This window comes from Flavobacterium sp. W21_SRS_FM3, assembly GCF_052113625.1.
GTDB lineage: Bacteria > Bacteroidota > Bacteroidia > Flavobacteriales > Flavobacteriaceae > Flavobacterium.
Genome location: NZ_JBGQOD010000003.1, coordinates 322528 through 342824, shown reverse-complemented (window position 1 = coordinate 342824; position 20297 = coordinate 322528). Strand labels below are relative to the sequence as shown.

Annotated in this window: 17 protein-coding genes; 13 read left to right on the top strand and 4 right to left on the bottom strand. The window is 34.1% G+C overall.

Features of this window, described 5'->3' with window-relative positions; genetic code table 11:
* Window positions 1-20 precede the first annotated feature (20 nt).
* A complete protein-coding gene (locus ACEN2K_RS07755; RefSeq protein WP_441758761.1) occupies window positions 21-2246 on the bottom strand; it encodes an FUSC family membrane protein in 2226 nt (741 codons plus the stop codon).
* Between the two features lie 198 nt (window positions 2247-2444).
* Here ACEN2K_RS07755 and def point away from each other — a divergent pair, with 198 nt between their 5' ends.
* The 4 genes from def (at window position 2445) to ACEN2K_RS07735 (ending at window position 6132) form a co-directional block, all read left to right on the top strand.
* Window positions 2445-3032: a peptide deformylase gene (def, locus tag ACEN2K_RS07750; protein ID WP_441758760.1), complete on the top strand. Its 588-nt coding sequence runs from the start codon at window positions 2445-2447 to the stop codon at window positions 3030-3032.
* 90 nt (window positions 3033-3122) lie between these two features.
* Window positions 3123-3590: a DUF5606 family protein gene (locus ACEN2K_RS07745; protein ID WP_441758759.1), complete on the top strand. Its 468-nt coding sequence runs from the start codon at window positions 3123-3125 to the stop codon at window positions 3588-3590.
* 86 nt (window positions 3591-3676) lie between these two features.
* Window positions 3677-4459 carry a nucleoside triphosphate pyrophosphohydrolase gene (mazG, locus tag ACEN2K_RS07740; protein ID WP_441758758.1) on the top strand — a complete coding sequence of 261 codons (783 nt, stop codon included), beginning with the start codon at window positions 3677-3679 and terminating at the stop codon, window positions 4457-4459.
* Window positions 4460-4683: 224 nt separating this feature from the next.
* Window positions 4684-6132, top strand: coding sequence for an APC family permease (locus ACEN2K_RS07735; protein ID WP_441758757.1), 1449 nt, complete (start codon window positions 4684-4686; stop codon window positions 6130-6132).
* Between the two features lie 2 nt (window positions 6133-6134).
* On the opposite strand, the gene ACEN2K_RS07730 is transcribed toward ACEN2K_RS07735, so the two are convergent.
* Window positions 6135-6815, bottom strand: coding sequence for a Crp/Fnr family transcriptional regulator (locus tag ACEN2K_RS07730; RefSeq protein WP_441758756.1), 681 nt, complete (start codon window positions 6813-6815; stop codon window positions 6135-6137).
* Window positions 6816-6924: 109 nt separating this feature from the next.
* On the opposite strand from ACEN2K_RS07730, the gene ACEN2K_RS07725 reads away from it, so the two are divergent.
* The 9 genes from ACEN2K_RS07725 (at window position 6925) to ACEN2K_RS07685 (ending at window position 16464) form a co-directional block, all read left to right on the top strand.
* Window positions 6925-9309, top strand: a complete 2385-nt coding sequence (locus ACEN2K_RS07725) for a heavy metal translocating P-type ATPase metal-binding domain-containing protein (protein ID WP_441758755.1) — start codon at window positions 6925-6927, stop codon at window positions 9307-9309.
* An 86-nt stretch (window positions 9310-9395) separates the two neighbouring features.
* A complete protein-coding gene (gene ccoS / locus ACEN2K_RS07720) occupies window positions 9396-9587 on the top strand; it encodes a cbb3-type cytochrome oxidase assembly protein CcoS (protein ID WP_441758754.1) in 192 nt (63 codons plus the stop codon).
* A 2-nt stretch (window positions 9588-9589) separates the two neighbouring features.
* Window positions 9590-11773 carry a cytochrome-c oxidase, cbb3-type subunit I gene (gene ccoN, locus ACEN2K_RS07715; RefSeq protein ID WP_441758753.1) on the top strand — a complete coding sequence of 728 codons (2184 nt, stop codon included), beginning with the start codon at window positions 9590-9592 and terminating at the stop codon, window positions 11771-11773.
* A gap of 94 nt (window positions 11774-11867) precedes the next feature.
* Window positions 11868-12038 (top strand): CcoQ/FixQ family Cbb3-type cytochrome c oxidase assembly chaperone, encoded by a 171-nt coding sequence (locus ACEN2K_RS07710; protein WP_441758752.1) that lies wholly within the window; start codon window positions 11868-11870, stop codon window positions 12036-12038.
* 152 nt (window positions 12039-12190) lie between these two features.
* On the top strand, window positions 12191-13093 hold the full coding sequence (locus ACEN2K_RS07705; protein WP_441758751.1) for a cbb3-type cytochrome c oxidase N-terminal domain-containing protein: 903 nt from the start codon (window positions 12191-12193) through the stop codon (window positions 13091-13093).
* Window positions 13094-13163: 70 nt separating this feature from the next.
* Window positions 13164-14582, top strand: a complete 1419-nt coding sequence (ccoG, locus tag ACEN2K_RS07700; RefSeq protein WP_441758750.1) for a cytochrome c oxidase accessory protein CcoG — start codon at window positions 13164-13166, stop codon at window positions 14580-14582.
* Between the two features lie 46 nt (window positions 14583-14628).
* The gene (locus tag ACEN2K_RS07695; RefSeq protein ID WP_441758749.1) at window positions 14629-15078 is read left to right on the top strand and encodes a FixH family protein; all 450 of its coding nucleotides are present in this window, start codon (window positions 14629-14631) and stop codon (window positions 15076-15078) included.
* Between the two features lie 412 nt (window positions 15079-15490).
* A complete protein-coding gene (locus ACEN2K_RS07690) occupies window positions 15491-16192 on the top strand; it encodes a sulfite exporter TauE/SafE family protein (RefSeq protein ID WP_441758748.1) in 702 nt (233 codons plus the stop codon).
* 41 nt (window positions 16193-16233) lie between these two features.
* On the top strand, window positions 16234-16464 hold the full coding sequence (locus tag ACEN2K_RS07685) for a YdcH family protein (RefSeq protein ID WP_441758747.1): 231 nt from the start codon (window positions 16234-16236) through the stop codon (window positions 16462-16464).
* Between the two features lie 146 nt (window positions 16465-16610).
* Here the strand turns inward: ACEN2K_RS07685 and hemN are convergent, their stop codons facing one another.
* Together hemN and ACEN2K_RS07675 are read right to left on the bottom strand one after the other, a co-directional pair.
* On the bottom strand, window positions 16611-17975 hold the full coding sequence (gene hemN, locus ACEN2K_RS07680; RefSeq protein WP_441758746.1) for an oxygen-independent coproporphyrinogen III oxidase: 1365 nt from the start codon (window positions 17973-17975) through the stop codon (window positions 16611-16613).
* Between the two features lie 198 nt (window positions 17976-18173).
* Window positions 18174-20162 carry a DUF349 domain-containing protein gene (locus ACEN2K_RS07675; protein WP_441758745.1) on the bottom strand — a complete coding sequence of 663 codons (1989 nt, stop codon included), beginning with the start codon at window positions 20160-20162 and terminating at the stop codon, window positions 18174-18176.
* Between the last annotated feature and the right edge of the window lie 135 nt (window positions 20163-20297).

The following is a 20297-nucleotide window of genomic DNA, read 5'->3' as shown; positions in this document are numbered from 1 at the left end:
GAAAGCCTAGTAAGAAATTACTAGGCTTCTTTTTTGATATCAATTAATAACTGAGTTGATTTCACAATGTTTTCTGAAAGATTGGTCAACCATATTAATTGTTCAATGACTAAATGTGCTTCTTGCATCTTTAGTTGAAAATCTTCGTCATTTTCTGGATTTCTTTCTTTTAATTCTCTTACGCGAATATTTTTTAGCTCGGTAAACCGCCTGCTCAATTCTTCATTAGATTCTTGAGGGAATAAATCCAGTGGATTTTTTGTTAAAAGAATAATTGCATGATCTAAATTCTTGATAACTTTATCAACGACCACATTAAAAGCTTCTGAAGCTTCGGTTGTCTTGTGTGATTGTATGTAAGTTCCTAGCGATGCAGCAGAGGATAGTAACGTATGATTGAGCACCGTTAACTTATACACTTGAGGAAGTTGATTTTGTTTTGATTTAGGTTCTTGTACCATTCTTTGAAACGATGCCATGAGATTACCTATCGCAATAAAAGCCTGTTTGCGGGCCAGTCGATAAGAGGTAGAAACTTCTCCTTTCTTATTATAATACAACGATATTTCTTTTAGATAAATGCGATTGGCTTCAATTGATTTTTCAAGATAGGCTGGCACATTTAAAAACTCCCATGAGGGCCATATAAAACTGTTGGCGAGAAAAGAAAGTAAGGCACCTACAAGAGTATCTAATACACGAAACTGAATAACATCCTGAATATTAGGTGTTAATATGCCATAAATGAATATCACGTAAATGGTTACAAATGTAGCTCCTATTTTGTAATTGGTAGGGGTAAATGAGAATCCTAAAATCATCGTAATAATCGCTAAGGCACCAATGACTTCTGGATTATGAATAGTAGATAATATTCCAAACGCAATTATCCCACCCATCAGGGTCCCAAAAATACGATGATAGGTTCTCTGTTTTGTCAAACCATAGCCTTGACGCATAATCACCACAATAGTCAGTACAATCCAGTAGGTGTTTTGAAACGGTAATATTTGTCCAATAATAAACCCTACAAGTATAGTAATGGTCAAGCGGAGAGAGTGTCTAAAAACCGTCGATGAAAAACTCAGGTTTTCAATCATGGTTTGTATCGGGTAGTATTCAGGGGTAATGAATTTTTCTAAATCTTTATCTTTTCCTTTAAAATCATGAGTAGTATTGGTTGAGGTAAAAGCACGTTCCAATATTTTTATTTTTTCTACTTGCTTTTCGGCATAATGCAGCATCGTTGTCAGCATAAATACCCCTTCGTAGGTAAAGTTTTCTCCTTGCTCTTTTTGATAATCTGCAATTGCAGTTTCAAAAGCGTTTAGGTCATCAATCAAATTGTGTTTTATAGCAGTGAACTTGCCGTCTTCCAGTATTTTAGAAAGCTGCTTTAAGCTTTTTGCTAAATTGTATGCTAAGTTTTGATAAGTATCTAAAATACGGGGGTATTCATCAAATTTCTGGTGTAGTGTATTATGGTCAAACGATGTAGACATGGCTAATTCTATTATTTCGACTAAAGAAATAAAAGCCATTAGCATCTTTCTGTTTTGATTAGAAGAGCCAGAGTTGGTTCTGTTTCTAACCAGCACTTCTCTAATGTTTTCGTGAATCACATTGAGTTCTACTTGTAAGTGTAATTGCTTCTCTGTGATTGCCTTTCTATTCGACTTTAATTTCCATAGATCCCCTCTAAGTTTTAAATATTTAGAGGTAAGTTCCATGCACTGAGAAATTTGCAATTCAATATAGCGATGAGGCCTGATATAATAAAAAATCAAAGAAATGAGTAAGTAGAAAAGCCCTCCAGCAAATATTAATCCCGAATACTGGAGAATTTGCCAACCGGTTTGTATGTGCGCAAAGGCTAGTGAAATCGATAATAAAGCTGAAAACGACACCATAGTAGCTCGCTGCCCATACACTGATATCATCGATAGTCCAAAAATTAATAAAGCCAGTAGCGGGTAAAGCAGCCATGGATAGGGGTTAGCAAGATTTATTATAAGATTAACACCGGAAACAATAATAACGGTTACTAATATCCCGTTAATTTTATGTTTTAAATTGCTAGGAATGTCACTGGGATAAGTGAAAAATGCTCCAAGAGCTATGGTAAAACCAATTTGAAAATTACCAAGATAAGTAAATAGCAAGGCAGGTAGTACCGCAGCTATAGTTACTTTTAAAGCATTTGTAAAATGTGTAGAGTCGGCGAATTTCTGAATTTTAGAAATCATAGTGTTTTGATTACACGCAAAGGTATGAATTGTGAGATTTATCATAGCATAAGACACTGTGATTTAAGTCTAAATTATAAAAAAATGCTATTTATCATCTTGTGATTATTCATTGTCTAAATTTTTACTATTTTTGCCAACCGTAAATAAGGAGATTTAGTTCTTTATTCGCGGTAGTTAATACTTAATACAACAACGATGATTTTACCAATTATAGGATATGGAGATCCGGTTCTGAGAAAAGTGGGAGAGGAAGTTTCACAAGACCACCCTGAATTGAAAGAAACGATTGCTAACATGTACGAGACAATGTATAATGCCTCTGGTGTTGGTCTTGCAGCACCACAAGTTGGTAAAGCATTGCGTTTGTTTGTGATTGATACGACACCTTTTAGTGATGATGAAGATTTAGAAGATGCAGAACAAAAACAATTAAACGGATTTAAAAGAACGTTCATCAATGCAAAGATGTTAGTTGAAGATGGTGAAGAATGGTGTTTTAATGAAGGATGTTTAAGTATTCCAGATGTTCGCGAGGACGTTTATAGAAATGAGAGAATAACTATTGAATATTGTGAAGAAGATTTTGTTGTAAAAACGGAAGTTTTTGACGGTTTAATCGCAAGAGTTATCCAACATGAATACGATCACATTGAAGGAATTCTATTTACTGATAAAATATCTTCGTTGAAAAAAAGACTGATTCAAAAGAAATTAAAAAATATTACCGAAGGGAAGACATTTCAAGATTATCGAATGAAATTTATTGCCAAGAAAGGGAGATAAAACTACTAATTGTACCCTATCTTGGTACAGTTTTTGGGTTTTAATAAAAAAAATAATACAAATCGAATTCTTACTAATAATCAAACAAAAATGAATTTAGAAAAAATATTAGCCATTTCAGGTAAACCAGGATTGTACGTACTTAAAGTACAAACGCGCTCAGGATTTGTTGCAGAATCATTAGCTGATGGAAAAAAAATCACTGTGAATTTAAAAAGTAACGTAAGCTTACTTTCTGAAATTTCAATTTATACTTATGAAGGAGAGAAACCATTAGCTGAAATTATGGCTAACATTGCTGCCAAAGAAAACAATGGTCCAGCAATCTCTCATAAAGAAGATAACGCTACTTTATTATCCTATTTTAGAGAAGTTTTATCTGATTTTGATGAAGAAAGAGTGTATCCTTCTGATGTTAAAAAAATATTGAACTGGTACAATATGCTTCACGCTAAAGGATTAGTGGTAGACACTAAACCAGAAGAGACAGAAGTAGCTTCTGCTACTGATGAGGTAGTTGAAGAAAGACCAAAAAAAGAAAAGAAAGTTAAAGAGTAATTTATTCTTTTCTACTTTATAAAGAAATCCTGTAATCTACTTTTATAGAATACAGGATTTCTTAATTTTACACAAAACGATTTACTATGAATTCGAGACAAACTCAGCTTCAGGCTTTTGAACGATTATTAGACATTATGGATGATTTGCGTGAAAAATGTCCTTGGGACAAAAAGCAAACCATGCAAAGCTTAAGGCATCTCACCATTGAAGAAACCTATGAATTAGGAGACGCCATCTTGGATAATGATTTGAATGAAGTAAAAAAAGAACTGGGTGATTTGATGTTACACCTTGTTTTTTATGCTAAGATAGGTAGTGAAACTAATGATTTTGATATTGCTGATGTGTGTAATGAAATTTGTGATAAATTAATTCACCGTCACCCCCACATCTATTCAGATACAGTAGTAAAAGATGAAGAAGAGGTGAAACAAAACTGGGAAAAACTAAAGTTAAAAGAAGGTAGGAAATCCGTACTGGAAGGTGTTCCTAAAAGCTTGCCTGCATTAGTTAAAGCAAGTCGAATACAAGATAAAGTCAAAGGTGTAGGATTTGATTGGGAAGAATCACATCAGGTTTGGGATAAAGTCCAGGAAGAACTGAACGAACTTCAGGTAGAAGTCGCAGCTGGAGATCAAGATAAAATGGAAGCAGAATTTGGTGATGTTTTATTTTCAATGATTAACTATGCTCGTTTTCTGAATATAAACCCTGAAGATGCGCTGGAGCGAACAAATAAAAAATTCATTAATCGTTTCCAATATTTAGAAAGTAAAGCATTGGAATTAGGAAAACCCTTAATGGACATGTCCTTGGCTGAAATGGATGTTTTTTGGGAAGAAGCGAAGCGTCTTCCAAAAAAATAGGAATAGAAAATCTATGATTTTCAAATATTCTAAATTGGGAAGAAGCGAAGCGGCTTCCAAAGAAATAGAATAGAAAATCTGTGATTTTCAAATATTCCAAATTGGGAAGAAGCGAAGCGGCTTCCAAAAAAATAGGAACAGAAAATCTATGATTTTCAAATATTCTAGTCCCGTCAAGGTCAACAAATACAATCTAAATATTATTATAAGTCAATTTTATAGTTATGTCCGAAAATAAAACCGAGCTAAAACGCTCCTTAGGATTAATTGATGCTACGAGCTTAGTAGCTGGATCCATGATTGGTTCTGGTATTTTTATAGTAACAGCAGCAATGGCTAGGGACATTGGTTCAGCGGCTTGGTTGTTAATTATTTGGTTAGTTACTGGCTTGATTACAGTAGCAGCTGCTTTAAGCTATGGTGAATTGGCTGGAATGATGCCTAATGCAGGTGGACAATTTGTATACATCCAGCGTGCTTACGGGCGACTAGTATCTTTTCTTTATGGATGGACTGTTTTCACTGTAATTCAAACAGGTGTAATTGCTGCGATCGCGGTAACTTTTGCTAACTATGCCGCTATTTTCTTTCCGGTTTTAGACGACACTCTTTTTACAATAGGAACTGGTTTTGCTTTTACAAACAGTAAGTTACTAGCAATATTTAGTATCGTATTGTTAACGTATATCAATACTAGGGGAGTGAAAAGTGGGAAAATTATTCAGCTGATTTTAACTGCAGCAAAATTAATTGCGCTATTTGCATTGATTATTTTAGGAATATACGTGGGTTTAAAAACAGATGTTTTGGCTAGCAATTTTGAAAATATGTGGGATGCAAGTAGAACGGTTTTAAATCCTGACGGGACAGTAACTGTAACTAAACTTGCAGGGACTGCTATACTTGGAGCTGCAGCAGCGACGATCATCAATTCTTTGTTTTCTAGTGATGCTTGGAATAATGTAACTTTTATTGCAGGGGAGATAAAAGAACCAAAAAAGAACATTCCGCGTAGCCTATTTTTAGGTACTTTGATAGTGACTATTATTTATATTTTGGCCAATGTGGCTTATCTGGCATTGTTGCCTATGCATGGAACTCCAAATGGTACAACTGTAGCCGAACAAGGAATTATGTTTGCGAGCAATGATAGAGTAGGAGCAGCGGCTGCCGGCATGATTATGGGTAATGTAAGTATTTTTGTAATGGCAGCACTAATTATGGTCTCTACATTTGGTGCTAATAGCGGACTGATTCTATCAGGAGGTAGGTTGTTTTATGCTATGGCAAAAGATGGTTTGTTTTTTAAACAAGCGACTGAGCTAAATAAGCATCAGGTTCCTGCTAAAGCATTATGGGTCCAATGTATTTGGGCGTGTGTGTTAGGAATTTCAGGTAAATTTGGAGATTTACTTACTTATGCCACATTTGCATCTCTCCTTTTTTATATACTCACAATCATAGGTGTTTTTATACTTCGAAAGAAAGAGCCTAATACGGAGCGACCATATAAAGCATTTGGCTATCCGCTGGTTCCCGCAATTTATATTATTGTAACCGTAGGTATTTGCATCACTTTATTAGTGTATGACACTTTCAATACAGGATTAGGTTTGGGAATAGTAGCACTGGGAATTCCCGTGTACTACTTGGCGATGAACAAGAAAGTGTAAAACTATTCAGCTAGTTTTTTTAATTTAGAGGAGTCTTTCAGAATAATTTTTTTACCCGTCAATTCAATTAATCCTAATTTCTTGAAGTCAGATAGTAACCGAATGCAACTTTCGGTGGCTGTCCCAATCATGCCTGCTAATTCTTCACGAGACAACTGAATGTGCAGGCTACCATCTGCGTTTTTACCAAAAGTAGTTTCTAGATAAAGTAAGGTTTCTGCTAAACGACTTTTTACTGTTTTCTGGGCCATGGATACGGTGTGATCATCTGCATCCTTTAAATCTCCGCATATGTTCTTCATCACATTCATTGAAAACTGATTGTTTTTATCAAAGAATCCCATTACATCCGTCTTTGGAATAAAACAAACTTCCATATCTTCTAGAGCTACAGCACTAAGGTTTACCGGCTCATCACTTATCATAGAACGCTGTCCTAGCAACTCGCCTTTAGTAACTAATTTTATAATTTGGTCCTTGCCATTCGGACTTAATTTACTCAATTTACAGACTCCGTCTTTAATGCAAAAAATGCCATTGACATTATCGCCTTCTGCAAAGATAAGTTCGCCTTTTTTAATTGTATAGGAAGTTTTGCAGTCCGCAATTCTAAGTAACTCATCTTTTTTGAGTGCTTTTAGCGAGCTGAATTCCCTCACGATACACTGTTCGCATTTACTCATGTTAAAAAATGTGTTTGTTTGTAATGTAAAAGTACATTTTTATATGATATATGTCATATTTTCATTAACATATATTTAAGAATTTTGCTCTAGGTAAATGAGCAAAAATATGGACACACAAAACTGTTTCCATTGTGGATTAGATATTATAATAAATGATGAAATCATTTTCGATGCTAAAAAATTCTGTTGCAACGGATGTAAAACCGTGTATGAAATTTTTTCGATTAATGATATGAGTTGTTATTATGATTTCGAAAATTCCCCTGGAGCATCCCCTTTGGATATACAAGGGAAGTATGATTTTTTAGATAACGAGGCGATAATTTCAAAATTATTAGAATTTAATGAAGCATCAACAGCTATTGTATCACTGAATATTCCTCATATTCATTGTAGTTCTTGTATTTGGATTTTAGAAAACTTACAGCGCCTTGGGGAAGGAATACAAGCTTCTCAAGTAAATTTTAATGAAAAAAAAGTACGCGTTACTTACAACCCTGAGGTAATTTCTTTGAAAGCTATTGTCTATTTATTAAGTTCTATTGGTTATGAACCCTATATCAGCTTGGAGAATTATGAGTCGGGAACAAAGAACCTTGATCGCAGTTTAACGTATAAATTAGGAGTCGCCTTTTTCTGTTTTGGGAATATAATGCTACTGTCATTTCCAGAATATTTTGATGTAAATGAATTTTGGTTGGATAGTTATAAACCATTTTTTAGATGGCTCATTTTTGCTTTGTCATTGCCTGCTTTCCTTTATTCAGGTAGTGGATACTATATTTCAGCTTACAAATGTTTAAGAACCAAAATACTAAATATTGATATTCCCATTGCCTTAGGAATCATTGTTATGTTTGTTAGGAGCTTAGTGGACATCATCTTTGATTACGGACCTGGATTTTTTGATAGTCTTACTGGGCTTATCTTTTTTATGCTACTGGGGAAAATGTTCCAAATAAAAACCTATAGTTTTTTAAGCTTCGAGAGGGATTTTAAATCTTATTTTCCCATAGCGATTACTCGCCTTAATCCCGAAAATGGAGAAGAAAGTATACCGGTATACGATATTGTAAAAGGAGATCGTCTACTTATCAGAAACCAAGAATTAATTCCTGTAGATGGAATACTGATCAGTGAAACGGCGGCTATAGATTACAGTTTTGTCACTGGTGAAGCAATTCCCATCACGAAAAAGTCAGGGGATAAAATATTTGCCGGTGGTAAGCAAATGGGGAAAGTAATTGAAATGGAAGTTTTACTTTCTGTTTCCCAAAGCTATTTGACTCAGTTATGGAGCAATGATGTTTTTCAAAAAAACGTTGAACGAAAGTACCAAACCATTACGGATACTGTCAGTCATTATTTTACACCTGCTTTATTAGTAATTAGCTTTTTATCTTTTATTTATTGGGTGTTCATTGATGTGAATACTGCGTTTAATGTATTTACTGCGGTACTGATAGTGGCCTGTCCTTGCGCTTTAGCATTAACGGCACCATTTACAACAGGGAACATACTGCGCATTTTTGGGAAACAAAAATTCTATCTTAAAAATGCTTTAGTGATTGAGCAGTTAGCCAAAGTTGACACAATTGTATTTGATAAAACAGGAACAATAACCACAAATAATAAGAGCAGTATTCGTTATGAAGGAGCAACGCTCACTGCTTTGAACTTAAAGTTGATTAAGAATGCTATTCAGGGCTCTAATCATCCGTTAAGCAGAATGCTTTACGATTTTATACCGAATTCAGAAAAAGTTAAAATAGAAACGTATCGCGAAATTACTGGACAGGGAATTGAAGCCCAAGTGCAGGGGTTTCTATTGAAAATTGGGTCGTCCAGTTTTGCCGGAAATGTAGAGGGTAAAAGTATATTGCAAACCGCTGTCCATATCAGTATCAATGATGTTTATTACGGCAAATATATTTTTAACAATGAATATCGAGCAGGTTTAGAGGAGTTGTTTAAAAACTTAACGTCCAGTTATCAGATCAAAGTATTATCGGGTGATAATGAAGGAGAAAAAACATCCTTAGAACAACTTTTACCGCAAGGTGTTGCACTTGTTTTTAATCAAAAGCCTGAACAAAAGCTCGAATTTATCAAAAACCTACAAGAGTCAGGAAAGAACGTAATGATGGTAGGAGATGGATTAAATGATGCTGGAGCGTTAGCTCAGAGTAATGTTGGAATTTCTATCTCTGAAAATGTCAACGTTTTTTCGCCAGCATGCGATGCCATATTAGAAGCTAAAGAATTTTCTCAATTAAATTATTTTTTAAAAATGTCTAAAAAAGCAATGCAAACAATAAAAATGAGCTTTGTATTATCCTTACTCTATAATATTGTGGGATTGGCATTTGCTATCACTGGAAATCTAAAGCCTTTATTTGCAGCTGTTTTAATGCCTTTAAGCACAATTACAATTGTCAGTTTTGTAACTATCATGAGTAATTACAATGCCAGAGTTTTAAAAAATAGGTAAGAAATTTCAATAAAGTAAGTGGGTATGATAAATATCATATTTATTAAGGACCTAGTAGGATAATTTTGTTAACATAATTTTAAGGTATGAGTGTCATCTATTTATTAATCTCCATCAGTATCGTAGTCGCTATTGGCTTTTTTGTTGCATTTGTAATTGCAGTAAAAAGCGGACAGTATGATGACGATTATACACCCTCTGTCAGAATGTTATTTGACGATGAAATAAAGAAAACACCACAGAACAAAATACAAACAACAGAAGAAAAACAAATTTAATTATGGAAATGCAGCAGTTTTATTATGACAACAAAATTGTAAAAAAGTTTATTTACGCTACCATTGTTTTTGGAGTAGTCGGCATGGTCGTCGGACTTTTATTAGCAACATTATTTTTATTCCCCAATCTAACTGACGGTGTTTCTTGGTTGAGTTTTGGTCGGTTAAGACCTTTACATACTAATGCAGTTATTTTTGCCTTTGTAGGAAATGCCATGTTTGCCGGAGTATATTATTCCTTGCAGCGATTGCTTAAAGCAAGAATGTTTAGTGATTTTTTGAGTAATCTTAATTTTTGGGGTTGGCAATTGATTATTGTGGCAGCAGCTATTTCATTACCAATGGGCTATTCTTCATCGAAGGAATATGCTGAGCTAGAATGGCCTATAGATATTGCTATTGCTTTGATTTGGGTAGTATTTGGTATCAACATGATTGGAACTATTCTTAAAAGAAGAGAACGTCATTTATATGTTGCTATATGGTTTTACCTAGCCACTTTTGTGACCGTTGCTGTACTACACATTTTTAATAGTTTGGCTATTCCTGTTTCAGGAATGAAAAGTTATTCTGTTTATGCAGGTGTACAAGATGCATTGGTACAATGGTGGTATGGTCATAATGCCGTTGCCTTTTTCTTAACGACACCTTTTTTAGGGCTGATGTATTATTTTGTTCCAAAAGCAGCAAATCGTCCCGTATATTCTTACCGATTATCGATTGTGCATTTCTGGTCGTTAATTTTCTTATACATTTGGGCAGGACCGCATCACCTTCTGTATTCTGCATTACCCAATTGGGCTCAGAATTTAGGGGTAGTATTTTCGATAATGCTGATTGCACCTTCTTGGGGTGGAATGATTAATGGATTACTGACTTTGCGTGGAGCTTGGGATAAAGTGCGTGTAGACCCAGTTTTAAAATTCTTTGTTGTAGCCATTACAGGTTATGGTATGGCTACTTTTGAAGGTCCTATGTTGTCATTAAAAAATGTAAACGCTATTGCCCACTTTACTGATTGGATTATTGCTCACGTGCATGTAGGGGCTTTAGCTTGGAATGGATTTATGGCTTTTGGAATGATTTATTGGTTAGTACCAAGAATGTCAAAAGGGCCATTATTTTCAGCTAAACTAGCTAATTTTCATTTTTGGATAGGAACATTGGGTATCATATTATATACACTTCCCATGTATGTGGCCGGTTTTTTACAAGCTTCTATGTGGAAGCAATTTAATCCAGATGGAACATTAACCTACGGTAACTTTTTAGAAACAGTAACGCAAATTATGCCAATGTACTGGATGCGTGCCGTAGGAGGAACATTATATATCATTGGAATGTTTGTGTTGGTGTACAATATCACTAAAACAATTAGAGCTAATGCTACAATAGAAGATGAATTAGCAGAAGCGCCAGAACTACAAAAAATAAGCAGTGGTAGAACTAAAGGAGAGAAATTTCACCCTTGGTTAGAAAGAAAACCTATACAATTAACCATTTTAGCTACTGTAGCCATCTTAATAGGAGGAGTAATACAGATTGTACCTACGATTATGGTAAAATCTAATATTCCAACTATAGCTAGTGTGAAACCGTATACTCCATTAGAATTAGAAGGACGCGATCTTTACATACGTGAAGGCTGTGTGGGCTGTCACTCACAAATGGTACGCCCTTTTAGAAGTGAAGTTGAACGTTACGGTCCGCAATCTAAAGCAGGAGAATTTGTATACGATCATCCCTTCCTTTGGGGATCTAAACGTACTGGTCCAGATTTATTAAGAGTAGGTGGGAAGTACAATGACAACTGGCACTTTAACCATATGTGGAATCCTCAAAGTACTTCATCGGGTTCTATAATGCCAGGGTACAAATGGTTATTTGACAATGAGGCTCTGGATATTTCGAATATCGAAACTAAAATGAAAGTGATGCAAACTTTAGGTGTACCGTATACAGATGCTGAAGTGGCTAACGCTAAAAACGCAATCAAAGTTCAATCACAAAAAATTGAAAACAACCTTACTGCCGATCCTGATTTTGTCAAAAGCTATGAGGATAGTAAGAAAAAGGCAGCTGCAAAAGGAGAAGAATTTGTTCCCATGCATCAAAGAGAAATTGTAGCACTAATTTCTTATATCCAAAGATTAGGAACTGATATTAAAGTGAAAGATAAAAAGTAACAAAAGTAACAAAGAAGCAAAGTCTCAATGTAGTGGAAACTTAAAGTAAAACTTTGAAACTTTGGCACTTTGAGGCTTTATAAAACTATAAAAAATGTTCGAACAAATAAAACACAACATGGAAACCATCGCGGGAGTAGCGATTTATCCTATACTATCGTTATTGATTTTCTTTTTCTTCTTTGTTGGATTAGGAATATGGGTTCTGTCCTATAAAAAAGATAAGATAAAAGAGTTAAGTCAAATCCCATTGAATGATAATTAATTAGTATCAAGAAGAAAGAATTACTACTTGGATTGTACAGTGGCTCTCCTATAGATGTTAAGAACGGCTGAGTCCAAAATAAATAAATAACCATTTCCTATTACTTCTCTCGCTTTTGTAGAGGATTTGAAGAGGATTTCAAAAGAGATAAAATGAAAAAATTAATCCCAGCATACTTAAGAGTACCAGTAATTTTCTTTTTCGTGTTTGGCGCAATGGAATACTTTATAGATTCTGGCGACCGAGCAGCATTTATAAAATACCCAATGGTTTCGCTATTTCTATTTGTTTTTCTATTTCTATTAATTGCTATAGAAATAACGATTAGTGCCATTGATAATATTACTTATCAAATGCTTACAGAAGAACAAAAGGCAAAACTTGAAGTAGCGAGCACTGTGAGTTATAAAGATCGCGAGTGGTTTAAAAAATTAATGCAAAGATTAACTAAAACAGAGCCAATTGAGAATGAAGCTAACGTATTGTTGCATCATGATTACGACGGTATCAAAGAATTAGATAATAATTTACCGCCTTGGTGGGTGTACTTATTCTATGGTTGTATTGCTTTTTCTGTAATATATTTAGTTCGTTTTGAAATCATGGGAGGTGATAATCAAGAAATGGAATTGAAGAAAGAGTTGGCTCAAGCCAAAATTGATGTAGCAGAATATATGAAAACAGCCCCCGATTTGATGGATGAAAAAACAGTGACGTTATTAACTGATCCAGCTGATTTAGCCATTGGAAAAACCCTTTTCGCAAACAATTGTGCGGCTTGTCACAGAGCTGACGCAGGAGGACAAATTGGACCCAACCTAACAGATGATCACTGGATTCTTGGAGGTGGTGTTAAAAATATTTTCCACACAATTACTAATGGTGGTAGAGACGGAAAAGGAATGATTGCCTGGAAAGGAACTCTCAAACCTAAAGAAATTCAAAAAGTTGCCAGCTACATATTATCTTTAAAAGGAAGTAATCCAAAAGATCCAAAAGCGCCAGATGGTGAGATTTGGGTGGATGACGCTGCAACAACTCCTGTGGCAAAATAATAGCACGGATTTACTATGTTTTAAAAAGGTTAATAATGTTTTGAAACATAGAATTATAAAGTAAAACAAAATGTCAAAATTACCAGACGAAGCTTTTAGAGATACCATTGGAACGATTGACGATGAAGGTAAGAGAAAATTTATTTTCCCCAAAAAACCGTCTGGAAAGTTCTATGATTATAGAAAATGGGTTAGTTATTTTTTGTTAATCATTTTAGTTGCTAATCCGTTTATCAAGATAAATGGGAATCAATTCATGCTGTTTAATGTATTAGAACGTCGTTTTAATATTTTTGGTTTTCCATTTTGGCCTCAAGATTTTTACCTTTTTGTGCTCTTTATGATAGTGGGAGTAGTGTTTGTAATTTTGTTTACGGTAATTTTTGGACGCATATTTTGTGGATGGATTTGTCCGCAAACTATTTTCCTCGAAATGGTTTTTAGAAGAATTGAATATTGGATAGAAGGAGACCGTGGAGCCCAAATTCGCTTATCAAAACAAGAATGGAATGCCGAAAAAATAAGAAAAAAAGGAATTAAGTGGTCTGTCTTTTTATTAATTTCTTTTGCGATTGCCAATGTATTTTTGGCGTATCTCATAGGTAGTGATGCATTGTTTCAAATGATTGAGGACGGTCCACAAACACATTTGAGTACACTTATAGCATTGTCTATTTTTACAGGGGTGTTCTATTTCATCTTTGTATGGTTTAGGGAACAAGTTTGTATAATTGCTTGTCCTTATGGGAGGTTACAAGGTGTACTGCTTGATAATAAATCAATCAACGTGGCCTATGATTTTGTGCGAGGAGAAAAAGAAGAAGGAAGGGCTAAATTTAATAAAAAGGAAGATCGAGCGGCAACAGGGAAAGGAGACTGTATTGATTGTAAACAATGTGTCAATGTCTGTCCCACAGGAATTGATATTCGTAATGGTACGCAGTTAGAATGTGTAAACTGTACCGCCTGCATTGATGAATGTGATGTAATCATGGAGAGTATTAATTTACCCAAAGGATTAATCCGATACGCATCTGAAGACGAAATTGAGAAAAAAGCAGCCTTTAAATTCACTGCAAGAATGAAAGGCTATTCAGCAATTTTGTTTATTCTAGTTGGTGTTTTAGTTGGATTATTATTTTTAAGAACTGAAGTTCAAACAACAATTTTACGTTTACCGGGACAACTTTTCCAGCATAAAGGCGAGAACATAAGTAACATATTTACTTATAAAATTATCAATAAGACTAACAATGATTTTAATGACATTCATTTTGAACTGGCCAATATAAAAGGTACCTTAAAAGTAGTAGGAAACCAACATTTTAAGGTTTTAAAACAAGGAATGAGTGAAGGAACGCTATTTGTTGAGATTAATCAGTTTTTATTAGAAAATGATAAAACTAAATTAAAGATTGAAGTTTATAACGGAGATAAAAAAATTGAAACTAGTACAACCAGTTTTTTAAGTCCGCGCAGTTTTGATTAAAAAATAAATTAATTGAAGAGGTATCTTCAAAAAAACATTAAAAAGGATGAAAATCAATTGGGGAACAGGAATAGTAATTGCCATTGCGCTTTTTATGAGTTTCATACTGTATTTTGTAATTAAGGTACAATCTAATTCTAAATACGATAATGAATTAGTAGTTGAGGAGTATTATAAGCATGATGCTCGTTTTGAGGAAGAAATGGAAAGGGTACAAAATGCACATGATTTGGCTCAAAAGCCAGTAATTTCTAAATCTGATGATGGAGTAACCATCGTGTTTCCATCTGTTTATGTACCAGAAAATATTAAAGGAAAAGTATCCCTTTATAGACCGTCTATGAAAAATTTAGATTTTGAAATTCCAATTTCGTTGTCTAATCCAACTTTGCTCATACCTAAATCAAAATTGGTAGGCGGTCGATGGGATATTAATATGCACTGGCAGTACAAAGGAAAACAATACTTGACAAAAGAGACGATTTATATAGAGTAATTCTTTGTAATAGAGTTTCAAAGTTTCAGAGTTTCAAAGTGTCAAAGTGTCAAAGTTTCAAAGTTTCAAAGTTTCAGAGTTTCAAAGTTTCAGAGTTTCAAAGTTTCAGAGTTTCAAAGTATCAGAGTTTCAAAGTATCAGAGTATCAAAGTATCAGAGTATCAAAGTATCAGAGTATCAAAGTATCAGAGTATCAAAGTTTCAGAGTTTCAGAGTTTCAGAGTTGCAAAGTTTCAGAGTTTCAGAGCTTCAAAGATTCAAAGTTTCTGCTTAATTGAGGGGCTCAATTTTTAGATAGGTAAAAAAACAAAACACAGTAAAAAAGTAAAACTATACATACATAAGGTTCGCACTTCATAAATGGTTCATTGTATTACTTGAATTTTAAACCTTTAACTTTTAGAATAACAATATGTTATATACCGCCTTCCTATTTGGATTGATTAGTAGTTTGCACTGCATCGGTATGTGTGGACCTATTGCTATGATGTTGCCGGTTGATAGGAATAATCCTTCTAAGAGAACAGCTCAAATCTTGACGTATCATATTGGTAGGTTAACGGCCTACGGTACCATTGGTTTTGTTTTTGGTTTATTGGGCAAAGGTTTTTTTATGGCAGGTGTTCAACAAAATTTATCTATATTTATAGGTGTTGCCATGATTGCTGTTGTGCTTATACCAGAGAAAATATTTGCTAAATATAATTTTTCAAAACCCGTTTTTAAAATAATTTCGAAGCTAAAACAACAGCTGGGGAGTCAGTTTAGAAATAAAAGTTATAAATCCTTGTTTACAATAGGTTTATTAAACGGTTTTTTACCTTGCGGTATGGTTTACGTAGCCTTATTTGGTGCAATTGCCATGCAATCTGCGGGTTGGGGTGTTTTATATATGGTGTTATTTGGATTAGGTACTGTTCCGCTGATGAGTGCAGTAGTATATATGAACTCCTTTATTACGATGCCTATTCGAAATAAAATTCAAAAAGCAATTCCCTATGTTGCTGTTGCTATAGGGACATTGTTTATATTGAGGGGATTAGGTTTAGGGATTCCATACGTTTCTCCTTCAAATATGAGTTTGTTTGTACAAGCTAACCCCAATTGTCACTAGTAAGTATTCGATAATGAAGTTTAATATATAAAGCATTCAAAATGGAAAGACACAATTTAATACACGAGTTCCCTGAATACGAGGATAAAATTCATGAACTGAAAGTTAACGATGAGCACTTTAGAGAATTATTTGATGAATACCATGAATTAGAACATGAAATACATCGAATCAACACGGATTTTGAGGTAGTTACTGATGAATATGCTCATGAGCTAAAAGCCAAGCTACTGTTTATTAAAGATGAATTGTACAGTATTATTACAAAGTAAAATAAAGTACACGGCCAGAACTTATTGATAACAATAAAATAGCAGAAAATCGTAAATTATCTACAGCTCACCACTGTATTTAATTTACGATTTTTCATTTTTCTTCGATGAAATTTTTAAGTAGTTCCTTATTAAAAATTTGGTCGTTAAATAGTCATTGAAAACAGTTTGGTTTCAGGTGCTTTTCTCTTTAATAACAAATCAAAGGCCATACATATATTGCGAATATAGGGCTTACCGGTATCAGTAACATGAATACTATTGCTTTGTATACTAACTAGTCCGTCTTTTTCCATTTCTCTCAACTGTACTAAGATTTCTGGGATTTCAGTAAAGTAACTGCTATCATCGTCCCACGAAGTTTCAAATTGACACATCAGATTAAGGATGTGTTTGCGAATGATTAAGTCCTCATTAGTCAAGGAATGACCTCTAAATATGGGTAACTTATTCCATTCTAATAACTGATAATAATCTTCAATGTTTTTTTCATTTTGAGCAAAACTATACCAGCTATCACTTATTGAGGACACGCCTAATCCAATCATTAATTTTGTTTTTGACGAGCTGTAGCCCATAAAATTGCGATGCAAATTCCCGCTTTTAAAAGAATCGTAAAGGGAGTCTGTTTTTAAAGCAAAATGATCCATTCCTATCTCATGGTAACCATTTTTAAGCAGTAATTCTTTGCCTAACTGGTACAACAATCTTTTTTCCTCATCTTTGGGTATATCTTCGTCCTTAAATCCACGTTGACCATTGCCTTTTATCCAGGGCACATGGGCGTAACTATAAAAAGCCAAACGATCGGGTTGTAATGATTTTGTTTTTTCGATAGTATCAATAACATCATCAGCAGTTTGAAAAGGCAGTCCATAAATAATATCATGACTTATAGAAGTGTAACCAATTTCTTTTGCCCATAAGCTGACTTTCGCTACATTATGAAAGGGTTGTTCTCTGTGAATTGCTTTTTGAACTACAGGCGAATAATCTTGGACACCAAAACTCACTCTTCTAAAATCCAAATCATAGAGTTTTTGTAAATGTTCGTGCGTCGTATTGTTTGGGTGTCCTTCAAAACTAAATTCGTAATGTTCAGCCCTATTAGCATAAGAGAAAATACCATTGATTAAATCTTCTAAGTTTTTTGGCGAAAAAAAAGTTGGCGTTCCACCCCCAAGGTGAATTTCTTTAATTATGGGTCTTTCATTTAACAGTTTACAATATAAAGACCATTCTTTTAAGACAGCCTCTATGTACGGATGTTCAACATCATGATTTTTAGTGATGCGCTTGTTGCAGCCACAAAAAGTACACATGCTTTCGCAAAAAGGAAGATGAATGTATAAACTAATGCCTTCCTCAGTATTACTTTCTCTAAATGATTTCTTCAGCGAGTCTAGCCAATTGTCATATAAAAACGCAGGCTCATTCCAGTAAGGAACGGTAGGGTAGCTGGTATATCTTGGGCCGGGAACATTGTATTTTTGAATTAGAGCAGTTTTCATGATAGTATAATTTATCGCTACTTCAAAAGTAGTAGCAAGGCGACTAAATTAAAATGATATTTATCATGACAGCGGTGTAAAGGAACTCAATTCAGTCCCTTTTTCTCTTTTAAAACTTTCGACAGTAACGTAACTGCATAAAAAAACCTCAAACTATGGCTAGGATGAGGTTTGCAAGATTGTATTTTAAAAAAAAAGTTATTCTTGATTTAGATTTCTTAACTGCTTTAATTTTTCTTTCCAGATATCAAGACTTTCTTTATGTATAGCAATGTTTTTACGCACTTCTAAAACAATAGAATTTTCTTTTTTGGCATTTTTGGTATTGGTAAAAAACTGAATGTTATTTTCTAATTGGAAAATTTCGTTTTGAACTTCATCGATTTTACGCATTAAGAAGATCTTTTCATTTTCTAATTTACGAGTATCATTGTTTTCAGACAATTGATCCATACGTGTAGCAAAACGCATCATATCAGTCTCTTTCTTGCTCAAGCTTAATTTATCAAATAATGCATCTAAGATTTTATTAAACTTTCCTTCAATATGTCTTCTAGGGAAAGGCACTCTTCCAAAACTCTTCCAAGTTTCAATATGAAGTTTAATAGCATCAAGATCTGTTTTATGATCTCCCGTCAATTGGTACTCTCTTAAGGTATCTAAGTAGGATTTCTTATTGTCAAAAGCTTCCATTTCCTCAGCGTTTTCTTCGCTTTTTTGTTCTTTTAAACGATCAAAATAGTGGTTACATGCTGCTTTAAACTCGGCCCATACCTTATCAGAATATTTTCTAGGGACATGTCCTATTTTTTTCCAATCATCTTGAATGCGCTTCATCACTGGAGTAGTCGCATCAAAGTCAGTACTGTCTTTTAATTCTTGTGCCTTAGCAACAAGGGCATTTTTCTTGATTAGATTCTCGTTTTGATCTTTCTTAATTCCTTTATAAAAAGAGTTTTTAAAAGAATTAAAGTTTCTCACAGCTGTTTTAAATGCCGCCCATGTTTCTTCATTAACTTCTGATGGGACTTTACCAGCGGCAAAAAAAGCAGTACGCAGGGCTTCTACTTTTTCTATTTGTGCTAACCATTGCGAGTGTGCATTTACTTTAATAGTAGCAAGCTCTTCAATTTTAGCAATAATGTCTTTTTTCTTTTCTAAATTTTCAACCTCAGTTCCTCTTAATTTTTCAAATAAAAGCTCTCTTTTGTCGTGCATCTTTTTAGTAAGATCACTAAATTGATTCCAGATGGTATCACGGTGTTCTTTAGAAACCGGTCCAATATCTTCTTTCCACATTCTGTGTAAATCCTGTAACTCTCTAAAAGCTTTATTTACATCTTCTTCTAGAAGTAATTCTTCAACACGTAATACTATTTTTTGCTTCTGCTCTAAATTGTGTTTAAAATCTAAGTCTCTTGCTTCTCTATCAAGGTGCAAATAATCATAGAAATTCTCTACATGAAAATGGTAGTTGTTCCAAACGTGATTGTATTTGTCTTTAGGAATCGGACCTGCATTTTTCCATCGATCTCTTAATTCGTTAAAATGCTTTAAGGTATCTTTAATATTTTCCTGCGGGTTAATTAGCTCTTTTAGTTCTTCAACAATAGCTAATCTATTTTCAAGGTTTGATTTCAAGTTGGTTTGTAAACTCTTGAAATGCGCATTTTTATTGTCTTTGTATAAGGTGTAGTATTCGTCAAATTGTCCTTTTAAAGGCAAATGATATTGGAAATCTTCAGTACTATCAGGATTTTCTGCCTGAAATTCTTCCTTTTTCTCTTCGATAAAGTGATGGTATTTTGCTAAAAAAGCTTTTTTGATTTCATCAACATGCTCTTTAACTGACATGACTTTATCAGTAGCAACTAAAACTTTTAATTCATCTACAAGCGCTTCCATTGATAAAGTGTCATAATCTTGCATCGGGATGTGATGACGGTCTTTTAAAGTCTCATCTTCGCTTTCCTCAGCATTAGAGTCTTCAATAGAATTTAGTGCCTTTTGATTTGCATTTTCAGTAACACTATTTTCAGCCTCTTCGGTAGTGGGTTCTACAGTGTTTTCCTCAGCTGCTATAGGGTTTTCTTCAACTTCAGTAGTTGTGTTTTCAGCAGATTCTGTTGTATTTGTTGTTAACGTTCCATCTGCATTTTGCAGGTTATCATTCTTTTCTTCTAACATTGGTTCAATGTTTAAGGTTCCTAATATATCGAACACGAAAGATAGTAAAGCAGTATTGAATTACAAAATAAATCGTTAGTTTAGAGTCGTTTTATGTTAAAATAATGCTTTTTTTGAAGCAATTTCCTGCTATTC